The organism is Lebetimonas sp. JH292 (assembly GCF_000523275.1).
Classification (GTDB): domain Bacteria; phylum Campylobacterota; class Campylobacteria; order Campylobacterales; family Nautiliaceae; genus Lebetimonas.
In genome coordinates this window covers 877,345-893,118 of the sequence record NZ_ATHQ01000001.1, presented here as the reverse complement: position 1 = coordinate 893,118, position 15,774 = coordinate 877,345, and the positions used below count along the sequence as shown (strand labels likewise).

Sequence of the window (15,774 nt, the reverse complement as noted above, 5' to 3'; positions counted from 1 at the left end):
TTACATTTTACATTTTTCATTAAATTATTTTCCTTCAAGCTCTTTAAGTTCAAAATACTCTTTTTGAAGCGTTGTATTTTCTTTTTTCAAATCTTTTACTTTTTTATTTAAAATTTTATCTTCTTTTTGCAAATCCAACATTCTACTGAAAGATTTTTCACCAAAAAGTAAATTAAAAATATAAATGCAAAAAAGAAAAGAGAGTAAAATAACTAAAATTATTTTTAAATCCACTTTTCTTTTAGCTCTTATGTCGTCAAATTCTATCATTTAAAAATTTCTGCCCCTGTAAATTCGGTTCCCTCCACACTTCTTTCAATTTCAAGAAGTCTATTATATTTAGCGGTTCTTTCACCTCTTGCAGGCGCTCCTGTTTTAATTTGGCCGCAGTTCATCGCCACTGCAAAATCCGCAATAAACGCATCTTCGGTTTCACCGCTTCTGTGACTTACCACACACGTATAATTGTTTCTATATGCAAGTCTCATAGTCTGCATTGTTTCTGTAACTGTTCCTATTTGATTTAATTTAATAAGTATTGAATTTGCAATACCTTCTTCAATTCCTTCTTTTAACAGTTTTTTATTTGTCACGAAAACATCGTCACCCACAAGCTGAATTTTATTTCCAAGTTTTTGAGTTAACAGCTTCCATCCTTCATAATCGTTTTCAGCCATACCGTCTTCTATGGAAACAATAGGGTATTTTTCAACCAAAGCCGCATAATAATTCACCATTTCTTCGGCACTTAATTCTTTTTCTTCACCGGCTAAAACATATTTTCCGTTTTTATAAAATTCGCTGCTTGCCGGGTCCATTGCAATTGCAATTTCTTCTCCTGGTTTATAACCTGCTTCTTTTATCGCTTTTACCAAATATTCAATAGGCTCTTCGTTATTTTTAAAATTAGGCGCAAATCCCCCTTCATCACCAAGAGCAGTAGGATGACCGTCTTTTTTAAGAAGATTTTTAAGAGTATGATATGTTTCTGCTGCCGCCCTTAAGGCCCTTTCAAAAGAATTAAAACCGACTGGCATAATCATATACTCCTGAAAATCAACATCATTATCCGCATGAACACCGCCGTTGATAACATTTAACATAGGTGCGGGCATTACAAGTGCATTGCTTCCCCCCAAATATCTGTAAAGCGGAAGTGAGAGTGAAGATGCCGCAGCCCTTGCTACAGCCATACTTACACCGAGAATTGCATTAGCCCCAAGGCGGCTTTTATTTTCTGTCCCGTCAAGCTCCATCATTGTGTTATCAATTTCAGCCTGATCAAACGGACTCATACCGATTAATTCATTTGCAATGATTGAATTTACATTTTCACACGCTTTGAACACGCCTTTTCCACCGTATCTTTTTTCATCACCGTCTCTAAGCTCAAGTGCTTCCTTTTCACCTGTACTCGCACCGCTTGGAACATTTGCACTTGCTACAACACCGTCGCTTAATTCAACCGTTACTCTGACAGTCGGATTACCTCTGGAATCTAAAATTTCATCTGCAAATATATTTTCAATGTAAATCATTTTATTCTCCTTTTTCTTCAGTTTCTTTTTCTAATGCCTCAATCATATTTGAAAGTTCAACACCCATGGCTTCTTTAATTTTTTGCTCAATTTCCTGGGCTACTTCAGGATGCGTTTTTAAATATTCTTTCGCATTTTCCTTACCCTGGCCGAGCCTTGTGGCGCCGTAGCTAAACCACGCTCCGCTTTTATCAACAATATCCAGTTTTACACCGTAATCAAGAATTTCGCCTTCCCTGCTTATTCCTTTTCCAAACATTATGTCAAATTCCGCTATTCTGAAAGGCGGTGCCACTTTGTTTTTTACTACTTTTACTTTTGTTCTGTTACCTACTTCTTTATCCGCCTGTTTCAGTGTTGCTATTCTTCTGACATCAAGCCTTACGGAAGAATAGAATTTTAAAGCGTTACCGCCGGTTGTTGTTTCAGGGTTACCATATCCCATCATTCCGATTTTCATTCTGATTTGGTTGATAAATACAACTGTTGTATTCATCTTGTGAATTGCGGCGGTCAGCTTTCTAAGGGCCTGAGACATAAGTCTTGCCTGCACACCCACCTGTGCATCCCCCATATTTCCTTCTATCTCCGCTTTGGGGGTAAGGGCGGCCACTGAATCTATTACAATAATGTCAACCGCACCACTTCTGGCAAGTGTTTCAACTATTTCAAGAGCCTGCTCCCCATAATCGGGCTGTGACACCAATAAATTATCCACATCCACGCCTATATGTTTCGCATAAATTACATCAAGGGCATGCTCGGCGTCTATAAATGCTGCCACACCTCCCTGTTTTTGAGCCTCGGCTATAATTGAAAGCGCTAACGTTGTTTTACCACTGCTTTCAGGACCGTATATTTCGGTAATTCTTCCTTTTGGGATACCCCCTATACCCAGAGCCATATCAAGACCAAAACTTCCTGTGGGAATTGCCTCAATAGGTTCTATATCCTGATCGCTCAGCTTTACCAAAGCTCCTTTTCCAAACTGCTTGTCAATCTGTTTAATTGCAAGATCCAAAGCTTTTTGTTTTTTATCATTCATTAAAGACCTTTTTTTGTTACAATTATAACAAAAAAGGTTATTAAAAATTTAATTTTTAAAGGACTAAATTGAAAACATATAATTTGGCGCATTCTCCGGATGCAGACGATATATTTATGTACTACGCCATTAAGTTCGGATGGATTTCTACTAAATTGTAAAGTGTAAAGTGAAAAGTGAACAATTTAATTATAAATTTATCAATATAGCTGAGGATATAGAGACACTAAATCAAAAAACCCTTCAAAATATTTATGACATAAGTGCCATAAGTTTCGGTGCTTATCCGTTTTTAAAAGATGAGTATGCCCTGCTTAGATGTGCGGTTAGTTTCGGATACGGATACGGGCCAAAACTTGTTAAATTAAAAGGCAAAAAGTTAAAACCGAATTTCAAAGTAGCTTTAAGCGGAAAATATACAACTAATGCCCTGCTTTTTAAAATTTACTATCCAAAAGCAAGAATTGTATATAAAAATTTCCTTGAAATTGAAGATGCTGTTTTAAGCGGTGAGGTTGATGCCGGGGTTTTAATACATGAAAGTATTTTAAATTTCAATGAAAAACTCGAAGTGGAAAAAGAACTGTGGGATATATGGAAAGAACTTGCCGGAAATATTCCCCTGCCTCTCGGGGGAATGGCTTTGAGGCGCTCTATCCCATTACTTGATGCCATAAATATAGAAAATATATTGACAAAAGCCGTTGATATTGCAAATAGGCATAAAAACATACTCTCAAAAATGCTTCTTGAAAGAAATTTGGTAAGGGTTGATAATGAAACACTGGATAAATATTTAGACCTTTACGCCAACAATAAATCTGTTGAAATGGACGAAGAACAATTAAACGCACTAAATAAACTCTTTGAGCTTGGATATAAAAACAATTTAATCCCACATATGGAAGATGTAAGAAATTATTTAATTCCAAAAGAGTATAAAAACTTAAGATGTGAAAGCGGTGAAAACCTGCCCGGCCGGTTGAAAAGCGGCGGGGTGGTGAGTAGTGAAAATGAATTTCAAAAATGGTATGAAAGAAATGAATTAGCGCTAAAATGTAAACCGAGAACTCAAAGGGCAAGTTTTATAGAGTTTTTGGAAGGGGAATTTAAAGGTGAACCCCCTGTTAATTTTAAAAGAGGTGAAATATATTTTGCAAAACTGACCGATTCTGCAAAAACAAGGCCGTTTTTAATTTATCAAAATAATTTTTTAAACGAAGCCTGTTTTAAAGGGCTATACCATACGGTAATAGTCTTACCCCTTTCCGGACAGATTCTCGGGGGAGATTACAGAATATTCATAAAAAAAAGAGATTTAATGAGTAAAGACAGTGAAATAGTTGCAAACGCAATAGGAATAATTTCAACAGGAAAAATAATATTTTCAAAAGGAATTGTTACAAAATTAAGCGATGAAGAAATGAAAAAAGTTGACATTGCCGTAAAAAAAGCCACAGGAATGGAAAATGAATCAGTCTGAAGTTATCGCTTTAGCGGTACAAACACTCAAACTCGCTCTTTTACTCTCACTTCCGGCACTGTTAGTAGGTATGGTGGTGGGACTTATAATTTCCATTTTTCAGGCAACAACCCAGATTAATGAAATGACGCTGAGTTTTGTTCCGAAAATTATAGCTATTGCGGTGATTTTAATTTTTACAATGCCGTGGATGATGAATGAAATGATAGATTTTACAACATATGTTTTTAAACTGATACCGACGTTTTTGAGATAGTGAAAAAAGTGAGTGGTGAGTGGTGAAAAGTTTATAATTATAAATTTTTCTAAATTTTCTTCCATAAAAATAGGGCCAAAAATTAAAGTTAAAATAATTGACGAAAGTAATTACAATAATGAATTTTTAATAGGACGGGCCACAAACACGCTAATTTCTTCAAATGCGAAAAATTTAGGAATTCTATCTGATAAATACAAATTTATCGAATATAAAAACGGTTACCTAAAAGTTGGAGGTAAAGTTAAAAACAGGGTTATTTATAATTTTTGCAAAAGAAAAAATATCGGAGGATTTGAATTTCTCTCACATTTGCCGGGGAGTATAGGCGGCAGTATTAAAATGAATGCCGGAGTGAAAAATGAAGAAATTTCAAATAATTTAATTGCCATAAAAACACTTAACGGTTGGATAGAAAAAAAAGATATTTTATTTAATTACAGGTATTCAAACATAAATGCTCCGATTTTTGAAGCCCTTTTTGAAATAAAAAGAAATTATGACCCCTTTTTGGATAAATATTTAGAAAATCTGAGATTTAATCAGCCAAAAGAACCAAGCCTCGGAAGTGTATTTAAAAACCCGAAAGGTGATTTTGCCGGAAGAGTGATTGAAAAAGCAGGCCTTAAAGGAATGAAAAAAGGGGATATTCAAATTTCAAGGATTCATGCCAATTTTTTTGTAAATTTAGGAGAAGGTAAATTTGAAGATATGATTTATTTAATCAATTTAGCAAAAAAAAGGGTTTATGAAAATTTCGGAATAAAATTAACTGAAGAAATAAAAATCATTTAATTTTACATTTTTTAAGTTCCATTTTGGAATGAACAAACGCCGCTATCAGTAAAATAAGCCCGAGAGTCCCTGTAACGGCTTCCGGAATTTCTATAAAAATTTTTAAAAACATAATAAAAGCCAAAATTCCAATTGCATAATGGGCACCGTGTTCAAGATATTTGTATTCATCAAGCAATTCCTTCTCAACCATCCAGATGGTAAGACTTCTGACAAACATTGCGCCAATTCCAAGCCCAAGCATTATTAAAATAATATTTGAGGTAATTGCAAAAGCCCCAATTACCCCGTCAAAAGAAAAAGAGGCATCTAAAATTTCAAGATAAACAAGTCCCATAAGCCCATTTTTTACATTTTCGGTGGAAAAATATTCATCCAGCGCTTTTAAAAGGGAATAAGACAAAATACCTAAAAAATAAGCTATTGCTACTGTATGACTTTTGGCGTCATAAACTATTATAATTCCGATTAAAATCGCAATCATTAAAGAAATATTATTAACCCTTCCAAATTTTTCGGCTGTTTTTTCTATTGGTTTTATCCATTTTATTTCTTTTTTTTCAAACATAAAATCGCTAAAAACCATCCATAAAAAAGCACCGCCAAACGCATATATGAGATTTTCGGTGTTTGATAAAATACTTTCATATTTATCAGGCTCAAACAAAGCAATATTAACAGTTTCCATTATTCCCATATCTGCGGCAACAGCCACTATTAAAATAGGGATTATAAGTCTCATTCCGAAAACCGCTATTATAAGTCCCCAGGTTAAAAATCTTCTTTGCCAGATTTTATCCATTGTTTTTAAAATTTTTGCATTTACCACTGCATTGTCAAAGGAGAGGGAAATTTCCAAAACAGCCAAAATTGCCGTTAAATAAACAGCTTCAAATCTCCCGACAAAAAAAGCAAGCCCCAAACCGACAACAGCAATAATAAAGGAAAAATAAAAATATTTCACAATTTATCCTTATTATTAACCATTTTCACTACTCACCATTTTCACTACTCACTATTTTCACCATTTTCACTATATCTTAAATAGACTCTCAAGCTTTGAGGTGTCTTTTGTTTTCTCTTTAGCATCTTCTAACACAATTTTATATTTTGTAAGCATACCAGCAAGTGTTATATTTACTCCGTTTTTACCTATTGCTTTAGCTTTTTGCTCAGGGTCCACCTCCACAATCGCAACTCCGTCTTTTTCATTTATTTTTACGCTTTTTATAATTGCGGGCGAAAGAGCCCTTGCTATGTAAATTTCAGGTTTATTGGAATATTCGATTACATCAATATTTTCACCGTTTAATTCATTGCTTACGGCATTTATTCTGACTCCGTTTTTACCTATTATTGTTCCTATAGGCTCAATTCTCGGATTTATACTGCTTACCGCAACCTTGCTTCTAATACCTGGTATTCTTGCACTTGCATGAATTTTGATAATTCCATCTCTTACCTCGGGAACCGCTTTTTCAATTAATTTCTCCAAAAATTTCGGGCTTGTCCGGCTAAGTTCTATAACAATTCCTCTTTTATCGTCAAAATGGACAAACTTCAAAAGGGCTTTTAACACATCCCCCACTTCAAATTTTTCACCTTTTATTCTGTTTCTCATAGGAAGAACACCTTTTACGCCGTTTAAATCAACCCATGTGTTTTCTTCACTGTCAACTTTTATAACTTCACCTGTTACAATAGTGTTTAATTTTGAAATAAGTTTTCTATAAATTTCATTTTCAAGCAGTCTTGTAACTTCCTTTTCAAATTCTCTTTGCAAGCTGTTAGCGCCGCTTCTTCCGAGTTTTGACAAATCAAGTTCCACTTTTAATTTATCCCCTAACTGAATATCAGGCTCAAAATCTCTCGCCTCATCGAGGTATAAATATTTTTCGCTGTTTTCAAGTGCTCTGTCGTCATTTACAACTTCAAAAATCTGATAAATTCCCATTTTATTTTCTAAATCAATTTCAACATCAATGTCACCTATATATTTTTTAGCGGTTTTAATAATTGAGCGTTTAAAAGCTTCTTTTACTTCTTCTTTATCAAGTCCTTTTTCATGCGCCACCAATGATAATAAATCTTCTATTTTTTCCACTTATAACCCTTTTTTCAATGATTTTTTTTATTTAAGAAGAAACGGGGAGTTTTCTTAGGTATAATTTTACAAAAAATTTTGATAAAATAATAGTAAAAAGGATAAAAATGACATTAAAATTAATAGAAAATGAACATAAAACAAAAGAAGTAAATATGGAAGATTTTCTTAAAAGTGTTAAATCCAACTCATTTTATTATTTTCACAAAGACACAAGTTATAAAAATCTTAAAGATTTGATAGATAAATTAAGCGAAATGGGATTTTCGGTATATTTCAGAGAAGTAAAATACGGGCTTGACGAGGGGGCGTATATGTATGAAATGCATATATTATAGTGAGTAGTGAAAATGGTGAGTGGTGAGTTGTGAAATGAAAAAACTCTATATTGAAACTTTCGGCTGTCAGATGAATGTAAAAGACAGCGAGCATATTGTCGCAGAGCTTTCAAATGAATATCAAACCACGCAAAATCCGGATGAAGCGGATTTAATTATTCTCAACACCTGCTCAGTAAGAGAAAAACCGGTTAACAAACTCTTCTCCGAACTCGGGAAACTGAAAAAAATAAATCCAAATGCAAAATTCGGTGTTTGCGGATGCACTGCAAGCCATATGGGAGAGGAAATTATAAAAAAAGCTCCTTTTGTCAGCTTTGTGCTTGGAGCCAGAAATGTAAGTAAAATAAATGAGGCCGTAAACAAAGAAAAATATATTTTTACCGATATAAATTATGATGACACAACATATATGTTTAAAAACACAAGAAAAAATCCGTATAAAGATTTTGTAAATATAATGGTCGGCTGCGACAAAAAATGCACTTTTTGCATAGTGCCGAAAACGCGTGGAAAAGAAATATCCATTCCTATGGATTTAATTTTAAAAGAAGTTGAAAAATTGGCAGATGAAGGCGTAAAAGAAATAACGCTTCTTGGACAAAATGTTAATAATTACGGAAAAAGATTCAGTGTTGCCCATCCCAAAGTAGATTTTACAGACCTTTTAAGGGAAGTCAGTAAAATTGACGGAATTGAAATTATAAGATTCACTTCCCCCCACCCTCTTCATGCAGACGACAAATTTTTGGATGAATTTGCAAACAATCCTAAAATAGCAAAACACATTCATTTTCCTCTTCAAAGCGGAAGCACTAAAATACTTAAAGCCATGAAAAGGGGATATTCTAAAGAATGGTTTCTAAACAGATGCGAAATTTTGCGTCAAATCCCAGAGGTTTCAATAACCACCGATATAATCGTCGGTTTTCCGGGAGAAAGTGAAGAGGATTTTAATGAAACGCTTGATGTGGTAGAAAAAGTAAGATTCGAACAGATGTTCAGTTTTGTATATTCTCCAAGACCTCTAACAGAGGCTGCAAATATGGCCAATCAAATAGACAAACAGACAGCAAAAAAAAGACTGCATAAACTTCAAAACATGCACAAAGCCATCCAAGATGAAATATATCAAAATAAACTTGGTAAAATTTACAAAGCTTTGATTGAAGAAGAGACACTCGCCAGAAGCAATAATAATTTCACCATTAAGATTGCCCCTGATAACAAAAATCTGGGAAAAATTTTAAACGTAAAAATAAAAGAAGTAATTAACCATAATCTGATAGGAGAAGTAATATAAAAAAAATTCTTGTTTTTCTTGGTATAATTATTTTAGGAGTTTTTATTTATTATATATTAAACGATTCATACAGGCTTTCATTTGAAGCTAAATATTTTTTTGAAATCGGCGATTATAAAAAAGCCGAGCTTTTGGCAAAAAAAGCATATATCTTAGAACCATATAACAGAATGGCGTTTACAGTTTACACACAGTCCAAAATTGCAAACGAATGGCAAAATTATATAAATGACGCAGTTAATTATTTTAAAAGAATAGAAGAAATTGCAAACAAAAAAAATATTACAAAACAGGACAGGGAAAAAGTAAAAATAATGCTTGAAATTATAATAGACGAATATAAAACATTGACACCATCGCTTCTTTTACCAGAAAGTTTAAAAAAAAAGGCACAAAAGATGTACAGGAAGGGGAAAAAATTGTATGAAAACGTTTTTGCAAAAACAATCCAAAAAATTTTTAAAATATATTGAAAAAACAAAATCAAAAGAGACTTTAAGGACATATGAAAGCACACTCAAAGAGGCAATTAATTTTATTGAAATAATTAACAATGAAATAGATATAACGCCATACAGATTGCATATTGCCTCTTTAAATAAAAAAACCATAGCAAAAAAAATATCCGCCATCAGAAGTTTTTTTGAATTTTTACAAAGTGAAGGGTTTAAATACAAACTTATAGGGGATGAGCACATAAAAGTGCCAAAAACCCTTCCCAAACCCGTTAGCATCGAAAAAATAAAAGAGGTTTTAAAAATAGCCGATATGGAAGAATATTTAGCAATTATCGTAATTTTCTCCCTGGGGCTCAGGATAAGCGAAGCTGCGAATATAAAATTAAACGATATAAAAGGGGAATGGATAGAAATAAAAGGCAAGGGGAATAAAACAAGAATACTTCCGCTTCATCCAAAACTTAAAGATTTTATCAATAAATTCTTAAAAATAAATCCGAAAAAAGAATATCTTTTTGAAAAAAATTCCGTTCCCTTAGGGGAAAGCAAATTACGATATATTATTCAAAAAGCTTTTAAAAAAACAGGCATTCATGTAACGCCTCATCAGCTAAGACATTCGTTTGCCACTTATTTATTAAATAAAGGTGCCAGAATAAACGATGTAAGCGAACTGCTGGGGCATGAATTTATTTCAACCACCCAGATTTATACAAAATTAAGTTCAAATTTGAAATTAAAAAATTACATAAAAGCGCATCCGTTATGTTCTTAAAAAGATTTATAAAAAAACAGTATATTTCTTTTTATTTTGATGAAAATTATAAAATGTTAAATGAAATATATAAAAACAATAAATTATTGGAAGAAAACAGATTTGAATTCGAAAATAAAAAAGATTTAATAAATAAAATGAAAGAATTATCCCAGGATATTCCCCAAACATATCTCTCTTCCGTGATACAGACTATAAACCAGGGCGTTATTCCCACATGCGAAAAAAAAGAATTTTCCAAATTCGGCATAGAAACCGAAAATATTAAATATATCTGTATAAACAATAAATTTGCCGTATATGCTTCTATTTTTGATTTAATGGAATTAAAAAGATTCAATCTCGATTTTATTTATTCAATTTTTTCACTTATTGATTATAAAGCCGCAAAAAAAACAAACACTTTATATGTAATTATTACAAAAGAAAAATTTTATGTATTGATTTATCATAAAAATATTCCTGTTTATTCCGATATTTACGAAAAAATAGAAGAGATGTTCGAAGAAAACAATGAAAATACAGACGACGAAATAATAGAAGAAATAGACGATGATGATGGTATGGTAGAAGATTTAGATAAAATAGAAGACATTCCTGAAGTTGAAGAAAAAGAAATTAAAACAGGAATTGAAATGGATGTTGTCAATTTTATAAAATCATCGCTTGAAGAATATTATAACAATTATTCTGAAGATTTTATTGAAAACATTGTTATATTAGACAGCGGTATTTTAAACGATGATGTTACACAAATAATAAAAGATATGCTTTTAATTGAAGCTGAAAAAGAAAATTTCGATATATTAAAAACAATAAACGAAATAAGCAGGAAAAATGTATAGTTTTACAAAACCGAAACAAAAACCGCTCTTGTTGGAAGATACAAAATTATGGCTTGTTTTTATTTTTATTTCCCTGAGTCTTTATATATTGTTTGGAGTGTTTTTAAGCCTGAAAGCATATATTTTTAAAAAAGACACCGATACATTTCAAAAAGAAATTATAAATTTAAACGCTAAATTAACAAATATTCAAAAACAAAAAACATTTATTTTAAAAGAAAAAACGTTGTATGAAGACATTATGGTTAAAAACTCACTTTTAAAACAAAGCATTAATAACCTGCTTGATTTAATACCCGACCCGATTACCCTTAGTTCATGCGAATTTGACAAAAACAGGCTTGTACTTTATGGAATAACCCCGAGTAAAGACATATATAATATTTTAATGCTTCCGCCTCTTGAATCTATTTTTAATGAAACAAAAACCTACTTTTACCAGATGCCAAACGGCTGGTACAGATTCAAATCCGAAAATTATTTAAAGAGTAAACAATGAAATTACCAAAAATAAACTCTTTTAAAATACCGAAAATAAAAATATACGGAATAGATGTTATAAAAAATTTTCTTTTTTTTGCATCATTTATTGTTTTAACATTATTTAGTATCGGCTTAATTATAGCCCCGTCTATTAGAATTTTCAAAAAAAACCAAAACGAATATTATAAAACAAAAACTGAATTTGAACATTTAAAAAACCGTTATTTAAAAAAATCATTGACACTTAAAAAACTGCAAAAAGAAAACAAAAAAGTAATTTTAGCCCTGAAAAGAGATTTTAATAAAAAAAATTTTAAATCATTTGCTTCAAAATATATGAATATATTAAATATTAAAGAAATCAACTCCTCCGCTTACCAAAACGTTTTTTTGAAAACATCTTACATGGTTGACGCCGTTATAAAAAGCCCCAAAAATTTTTATGACTTTTTAGACGCCCTGAAAGATTATAAATATGTGATAAGAGCATATTTTCCTGTAAATTTTGAAAAAAAAGAAGAAAGTATTGCACTTACTTTTAAAATAGAGCAATATAAAATTAAAAAACAAAAATGAAATATAAAAAAAGAATTTATTATTCCCATACCGATGCAGGCGGAATTGTATATCATACAAATTATATAACGTTCTGTGAAGAGGCAAGAAGTGAAATTTTCTTCCAAAAAGGCATTTTTTTTGAAAAAGAGGAAGGTTATGTGGTAAAGGATATAAACGCCGTTTTTCTCTCAAGTGCCAAACTCGGAGACATAATAGAAATAAAAACCGAAATTTTAGAAATAGGAAAAGTAAAATTAAAAGTTATGCATTCAATATTTAAAGAAAATAAAAAAATTTTTGAAATGTTTGTTACACTCGCATATATTAAAAATTCAAAACCCTCACGCATTCCGCAAAACCATCTGGAAATACTGCATGAATACAAAAACTAAAGGAAATATTGCCGAACAAAAAGCCGCCCAATTTTTAAAAAACAACAATTTTAAAATAATTGAGAGAAACTTTTACACAAAATTCGGAGAAATAGATATCATCGCTTTTAAAAACAGTGTTTTTCATTTTATAGAAGTAAAGAGCGGTAAAAATTTTGAGCCTGTTTACAATATAACGCCCGCCAAACTTCAAAGAATTATAAAATCTGCATATGTATATTTAAAAAAGCACAATATAAACTCCGCTTTTTGTATAGATGCAATTATTATAAAAAACGATATTGAATTTATTCAAAACATTACATTTTAAGCTCCCAAAAGGGAGCAACCTTTTAATTAAAAAAGGAGAAAGGATGAAAAAGGGGGGATTAGAATTATAATTAAAAAAGATTAATTTTTTATTAAGTTTATAAAATTTATGTCAAATATGTAAAATTTATGTCAAATTATATAGGCTCAGGTAAAGGCTCATACAAATAATAGCCCTGGACATAGTCAATACCTAAATTTTTGACAATTTCAAAAACTTCTTTATTATGAACAAATTCCGCAATCGTTTTTATGTTTTCCCTCTTTGCAAAAAGACCCACCAATTCCACCACAGTTTTGGAAACACTGTCTTTATCGATATTTTTAATCAGACTCCCGTCTATTTTTATAAAGTCTATATCTAAATTAATAATATGTGCAAAGTTTGAATATCCGCTTCCAAAATCGTCTATTGCAAAAGAGATGTTTTTCATTTTCATTAATTTAATAAATTTCTCAACCTGTTTATAATCTTTGACTGCCTCACTTTCAAGAATTTCAAAAGTCAGATACTTTTCAATTCCTTTAAATTCTCTGAATTTTTTTCTTAAAAACCAGATAATTTCGGCGTCTAAAATATCCTCAATGGATAAATTGACAGAAAAATATATATTTTTATTATAAAGCATTTCAAAGGCTTTGGAAATTATAATTTTGGTTATTTCCCTGTACATTCTGTTTTCTTTTGCTATTTCAAGATAAGGAAAAATTGATTCTATTTTTCCGTTATTATCAATTCTGGCTAAAACTTCATATTTTATAATTTTATCTGTTTTAACATCCACGATTGGCTGAAAATACGGAATAATCCTGTTATTGTTAATGGCATTGGACAAAATGGTGGATTTTTTTATATTTCTTTTAATTTTTTCAGAATTATCTAAATTATCATTATATTCAATAAATTTTAACCTTTTGTTTTGTTTAATATAATGAAGGGCAATTTCAGCTGTTTTTAAAAGCGGTTTTTTTTCACTTATTGCAGCGCTGAGTGAAATTTGAAAATCAAGTTTTTCATCCACAGAATAATTTACATACTCAAATGTATTCATTATAGTTTTAACATAGGTTTCAACTAAATTTTTATCTTTTGAGAGAATTGCAAAATTATCTGCAACTATTCTATAAACATTTTTATCCAATTTTTTTAAAAAATCCGCAACTTCCATTAATATTTTATCACCTCTCTCCCTTCCGTATAAATCATTTATATTTTTAAAGCCGTCTATATTTAAAAGAAGAATCGCATTAAATTTATTCTGGTCTTCCAAATATTTGTTTCTGTTATAAATATTTGTAACATTATCAATATATGCAAGTTCGTATAAAAGGTCTTTATCTTTTTCTACCATTCCTATTAAAATTATCAATGCCACAAATAAGGCAAACAATATAAAAATTCCAAAATATCCTATAATTGTGAAACTGTTGATTTGTATATTTGAAATTATTAAAAACTTTTGTTTTAACTTATGCAGTTTTTCAATACTGTCTGAATTCAGGATTTTATTTAAATAGATATTATATTTACTCAAATTATTTAAAATTACATTTATATGTAAGATTAAAGATTGGTTAAAAAGATTAGCTTTTTTATTGTTAAATTTTATTTTTTTAAAATAATTTATATTAATATTTTTTATTAAAGACATATCATTTGTAAACTTAGCCAAATATACAGATGAAACAGCATAAACCACTTTTTTTCTATAATTTACAGGAACATTTAATTCGGGAAGTGTTGAAAGAAGTGTATCCAAAAAAATAGTTGAATTTTTAATAGGCGCGTTAACTTTTTGAAATTCATATACATAATATACCTTTTTGTTAAATGCTTTTTTATATTCAAACAGATATTTTAATATAAAAGATTCATTCATTTTTAATAAATTATCTTTTAAAACATTTATTTTGTTTTTTATTTCTTTTATAGAATAAACATTTTCATCAAAACTTGAATATAAAAACAAAGAATTTTTAAGTATATAATAATTTAATCTATACTCTTCTTTTTCAATATTCAACAAAATATTGTTTATTTTATTTATTTTTAACAAATAATTTTTTGCGTAATTATTAAAAGCATATATTATTAAGATTACAGCTAAACCGATTATTCCCACATATACTTGCGCTGATATGAATTTAAATCTTTTAAAATTCATTTCTCATCCAATATTTTTGGTTTTTTACCCGTTAGGGTTTTTAAAAAAGCAACAATTTTATCTATTTCATTATTATTAAGTTTAATACCCAAATTATAATAAGCCATCAATTTAACCGCCTTTTTTAGGGTTTTAACGCTTCCGTCGTGAAAATACGGATATGTAAGGGCTATATTTCTAAGAGTAGGGACTTTATAAACATATTTATCATCTGGATTATGGGTTACATAAAATCTATCTAAACCTCTCGGTATTTTATAAACTTTCACAACCACCCCTATTTTTTGATAAGAATTTCCTCCAAAATTAATTCCGTTATGACATGTTATACATCCGTATCGTTTAAAAAGCATAAACCCTTCTTTTTCTTTTTTATTTAGTTTTACTTTTCCTTTTAAATATAAATCAAATTTAGAGTTAGAAGTAATCAGTGCTTTTTCAAATTCCGCTATGGCATCAAAAACTAAATCATAGTTTATATAATCAACCCCGTATACTTTTTTAAATAATTTTTTATATTCACTAATTTTATTTAACTTTTTCTCTAAAAGTTCCCTGTTCATTCCCATTTCTAACAGATCTTGATTAGCCTCTTCGGCCTGAGCCTTTAAGGTTGGTGCCCTTCCGTTCCAAAAAAACGCTATATTAAACACTGCATTAAAAACAGTAGGGGAATTCATTGGTTTATCTATTTGATGATGTACACCTATACTAAACTGTCTGTTGTCATCCCCTCCTTTAAAAACATTATGACAGCTTGCGCAAGAAATGGTATTGTCTATTGAAAGACGGGGGTCAAAAAAAAGTTTTTTGCCAAGCAGGGCTTTTTGTTTATTATATTCAATATGTTCAGGTATCGGTTTTAGAAGCTGGGCATTAACAAAAACAATTACAAAAAATATTAAAATTTTTCTCATTTATCCTCTT

19 protein-coding genes and 1 pseudogene are annotated in these 15,774 nt (G+C 30.5%); 13 read left to right on the top strand and 7 right to left on the bottom strand.

Features of this window, described 5'->3' with window-relative positions:
* Positions 1-24: 24 nt before the first annotated feature.
* Genes DZ64_RS0105625 through recA form a run of 3 tightly spaced genes read right to left on the bottom strand, consistent with a single transcriptional unit; the run spans position 25 to position 2,583 of the window.
* Entirely contained in the window at positions 25-270 is a 246-nt protein-coding gene (locus DZ64_RS0105625; protein WP_024789765.1) for a phosphopyruvate hydratase, read from the bottom strand.
* Positions 267-1,538, bottom strand: a complete 1,272-nt coding sequence (gene eno, locus DZ64_RS0105620; protein ID WP_024789764.1) for a phosphopyruvate hydratase — start codon at positions 1,536-1,538, stop codon at positions 267-269. Before eno ends, DZ64_RS0105625 begins: the two co-directional genes overlap by 4 nt.
* A 1-nt stretch (position 1,539) precedes the next feature.
* A complete protein-coding gene (recA, locus tag DZ64_RS0105615) occupies positions 1,540-2,583 on the bottom strand; it encodes a recombinase RecA (RefSeq protein WP_024789763.1) in 1,044 nt (347 codons plus the stop codon).
* A gap of 116 nt (positions 2,584-2,699) precedes the next feature.
* Between recA and DZ64_RS14130 the strand changes: the two are divergent.
* The 4 genes and pseudogenes from DZ64_RS14130 to DZ64_RS0105600 all read left to right on the top strand — a co-directional run.
* Positions 2,700-3,535 (top strand): annotated as a pseudogene (locus tag DZ64_RS14130) (menaquinone biosynthesis family protein); the annotation flags it as partial.
* Positions 3,536-3,580: 45 nt separating this feature from the next.
* Positions 3,581-4,066: a type II toxin-antitoxin system PemK/MazF family toxin gene (locus DZ64_RS14125; protein ID WP_369792116.1), complete on the top strand. Its 486-nt coding sequence runs from the start codon at positions 3,581-3,583 to the stop codon at positions 4,064-4,066.
* Positions 4,053-4,322 carry a flagellar biosynthesis protein FliQ gene (fliQ, locus tag DZ64_RS0105605; RefSeq protein ID WP_024789762.1) on the top strand — a complete coding sequence of 90 codons (270 nt, stop codon included), beginning with the start codon at positions 4,053-4,055 and terminating at the stop codon, positions 4,320-4,322. The genes DZ64_RS14125 and fliQ overlap by 14 nt, the downstream gene beginning before the upstream one ends.
* Positions 4,323-4,337: 15 nt before the next feature.
* On the top strand, positions 4,338-5,117 hold the full coding sequence (locus DZ64_RS0105600) for a UDP-N-acetylmuramate dehydrogenase (protein ID WP_051429998.1): 780 nt from the start codon (positions 4,338-4,340) through the stop codon (positions 5,115-5,117).
* Here DZ64_RS0105600 and DZ64_RS0105595 read toward each other — a convergent pair.
* Together DZ64_RS0105595 and nusA are read right to left on the bottom strand one after the other, a co-directional pair.
* Positions 5,110-6,081, bottom strand: a complete 972-nt coding sequence (locus DZ64_RS0105595) for a DUF475 domain-containing protein (protein ID WP_024789760.1) — start codon at positions 6,079-6,081, stop codon at positions 5,110-5,112. The genes DZ64_RS0105600 and DZ64_RS0105595 overlap by 8 nt on opposite strands.
* 69 nt (positions 6,082-6,150) lie before the next feature.
* Positions 6,151-7,221: a transcription termination factor NusA gene (nusA, locus tag DZ64_RS0105590; protein ID WP_024787610.1), complete on the bottom strand. Its 1,071-nt coding sequence runs from the start codon at positions 7,219-7,221 to the stop codon at positions 6,151-6,153.
* Positions 7,222-7,328: 107 nt separating this feature from the next.
* On the opposite strand from nusA, the gene DZ64_RS0105585 reads away from it, so the two are divergent.
* The 9 genes from DZ64_RS0105585 (at position 7,329) to DZ64_RS0105545 (ending at position 12,683) form a co-directional block, all read left to right on the top strand.
* Positions 7,329-7,559 (top strand): HP0268 family nuclease, encoded by a 231-nt coding sequence (locus DZ64_RS0105585; RefSeq protein WP_024789759.1) that lies wholly within the window; start codon positions 7,329-7,331, stop codon positions 7,557-7,559.
* Between the two features lie 34 nt (positions 7,560-7,593).
* The gene (gene miaB / locus DZ64_RS0105580; RefSeq protein WP_024789758.1) at positions 7,594-8,862 is read left to right on the top strand and encodes a tRNA (N6-isopentenyl adenosine(37)-C2)-methylthiotransferase MiaB; all 1,269 of its coding nucleotides are present in this window, start codon (positions 7,594-7,596) and stop codon (positions 8,860-8,862) included.
* A gap of 131 nt (positions 8,863-8,993) precedes the next feature.
* Entirely contained in the window at positions 8,994-9,335 is a 342-nt protein-coding gene (locus DZ64_RS10780) for a hypothetical protein (RefSeq protein ID WP_024789757.1), read from the top strand.
* Positions 9,286-10,095, top strand: coding sequence for a tyrosine-type recombinase/integrase (locus DZ64_RS10775; RefSeq protein WP_035003150.1), 810 nt, complete (start codon positions 9,286-9,288; stop codon positions 10,093-10,095). Before DZ64_RS10780 ends, DZ64_RS10775 begins: the two co-directional genes overlap by 50 nt.
* 53 nt (positions 10,096-10,148) lie before the next feature.
* A complete protein-coding gene (locus DZ64_RS0105565; protein ID WP_236618664.1) occupies positions 10,149-10,940 on the top strand; it encodes a hypothetical protein in 792 nt (263 codons plus the stop codon).
* A complete protein-coding gene (locus DZ64_RS0105560) occupies positions 10,933-11,439 on the top strand; it encodes a hypothetical protein (protein WP_024789755.1) in 507 nt (168 codons plus the stop codon). The genes DZ64_RS0105565 and DZ64_RS0105560 overlap by 8 nt, the downstream gene beginning before the upstream one ends.
* Positions 11,436-11,999 (top strand): hypothetical protein, encoded by a 564-nt coding sequence (locus DZ64_RS0105555; protein ID WP_024789754.1) that lies wholly within the window; start codon positions 11,436-11,438, stop codon positions 11,997-11,999. Before DZ64_RS0105560 ends, DZ64_RS0105555 begins: the two co-directional genes overlap by 4 nt.
* Complete coding sequence (locus DZ64_RS0105550) at positions 11,996-12,373, top strand: thioesterase family protein (RefSeq protein ID WP_024789753.1); 378 nt, start codon at positions 11,996-11,998, stop codon at positions 12,371-12,373. Before DZ64_RS0105555 ends, DZ64_RS0105550 begins: the two co-directional genes overlap by 4 nt.
* The gene (locus DZ64_RS0105545; RefSeq protein WP_035003149.1) at positions 12,357-12,683 is read left to right on the top strand and encodes a YraN family protein; all 327 of its coding nucleotides are present in this window, start codon (positions 12,357-12,359) and stop codon (positions 12,681-12,683) included. The genes DZ64_RS0105550 and DZ64_RS0105545 overlap by 17 nt, the downstream gene beginning before the upstream one ends.
* Before the next feature lie 136 nt (positions 12,684-12,819).
* Here the strand turns inward: DZ64_RS0105545 and DZ64_RS11450 are convergent, their stop codons facing one another.
* Positions 12,820-14,847: an EAL domain-containing protein gene (locus DZ64_RS11450; protein WP_024789752.1), complete on the bottom strand. Its 2,028-nt coding sequence runs from the start codon at positions 14,845-14,847 to the stop codon at positions 12,820-12,822.
* Complete coding sequence (locus DZ64_RS0105535; protein ID WP_024789751.1) at positions 14,844-15,764, bottom strand: cytochrome-c peroxidase; 921 nt, start codon at positions 15,762-15,764, stop codon at positions 14,844-14,846. The genes DZ64_RS11450 and DZ64_RS0105535 overlap by 4 nt, the downstream gene beginning before the upstream one ends.
* Between the last annotated feature and the right edge of the window lie 10 nt (positions 15,765-15,774).

Excerpts from the sequence above, each read along its gene's own strand:
- DZ64_RS11450 (WP_024789752.1), bottom strand. The coding sequence starts at position 14,847 with ATGAATTTTAAAAGATTTAAATTCATATCAGCGCAAGTATATGTGGGA.
- DZ64_RS0105585 (WP_024789759.1), top strand. The coding sequence starts at position 7,329 with ATGACATTAAAATTAATAGAAAATGAACATAAAACAAAAGAAGTAAAT.
- miaB (WP_024789758.1), top strand. The coding sequence starts at position 7,594 with ATGAAAAAACTCTATATTGAAACTTTCGGCTGTCAGATGAATGTAAAA.
- DZ64_RS0105545 (WP_035003149.1), top strand. The coding sequence starts at position 12,357 with ATGAATACAAAAACTAAAGGAAATATTGCCGAACAAAAAGCCGCCCAA.
- fliQ (WP_024789762.1), top strand. The coding sequence starts at position 4,053 with ATGAATCAGTCTGAAGTTATCGCTTTAGCGGTACAAACACTCAAACTC.
- DZ64_RS0105625 (WP_024789765.1), bottom strand. The coding sequence starts at position 270 with ATGATAGAATTTGACGACATAAGAGCTAAAAGAAAAGTGGATTTAAAA.
- DZ64_RS0105535 (WP_024789751.1), bottom strand. The coding sequence starts at position 15,764 with ATGAGAAAAATTTTAATATTTTTTGTAATTGTTTTTGTTAATGCCCAG.
- DZ64_RS0105550 (WP_024789753.1), top strand. The coding sequence starts at position 11,996 with ATGAAATATAAAAAAAGAATTTATTATTCCCATACCGATGCAGGCGGA.
- DZ64_RS0105555 (WP_024789754.1), top strand. The coding sequence starts at position 11,436 with ATGAAATTACCAAAAATAAACTCTTTTAAAATACCGAAAATAAAAATA.
- recA (WP_024789763.1), bottom strand. The coding sequence starts at position 2,583 with ATGAATGATAAAAAACAAAAAGCTTTGGATCTTGCAATTAAACAGATT.
- eno (WP_024789764.1), bottom strand. The coding sequence starts at position 1,538 with ATGATTTACATTGAAAATATATTTGCAGATGAAATTTTAGATTCCAGA.
- DZ64_RS0105565 (WP_236618664.1), top strand. The coding sequence starts at position 10,149 with ATGTTAAATGAAATATATAAAAACAATAAATTATTGGAAGAAAACAGA.
- DZ64_RS10775 (WP_035003150.1), top strand. The coding sequence starts at position 9,286 with ATGAAAACGTTTTTGCAAAAACAATCCAAAAAATTTTTAAAATATATT.
- DZ64_RS0105560 (WP_024789755.1), top strand. The coding sequence starts at position 10,933 with ATGTATAGTTTTACAAAACCGAAACAAAAACCGCTCTTGTTGGAAGAT.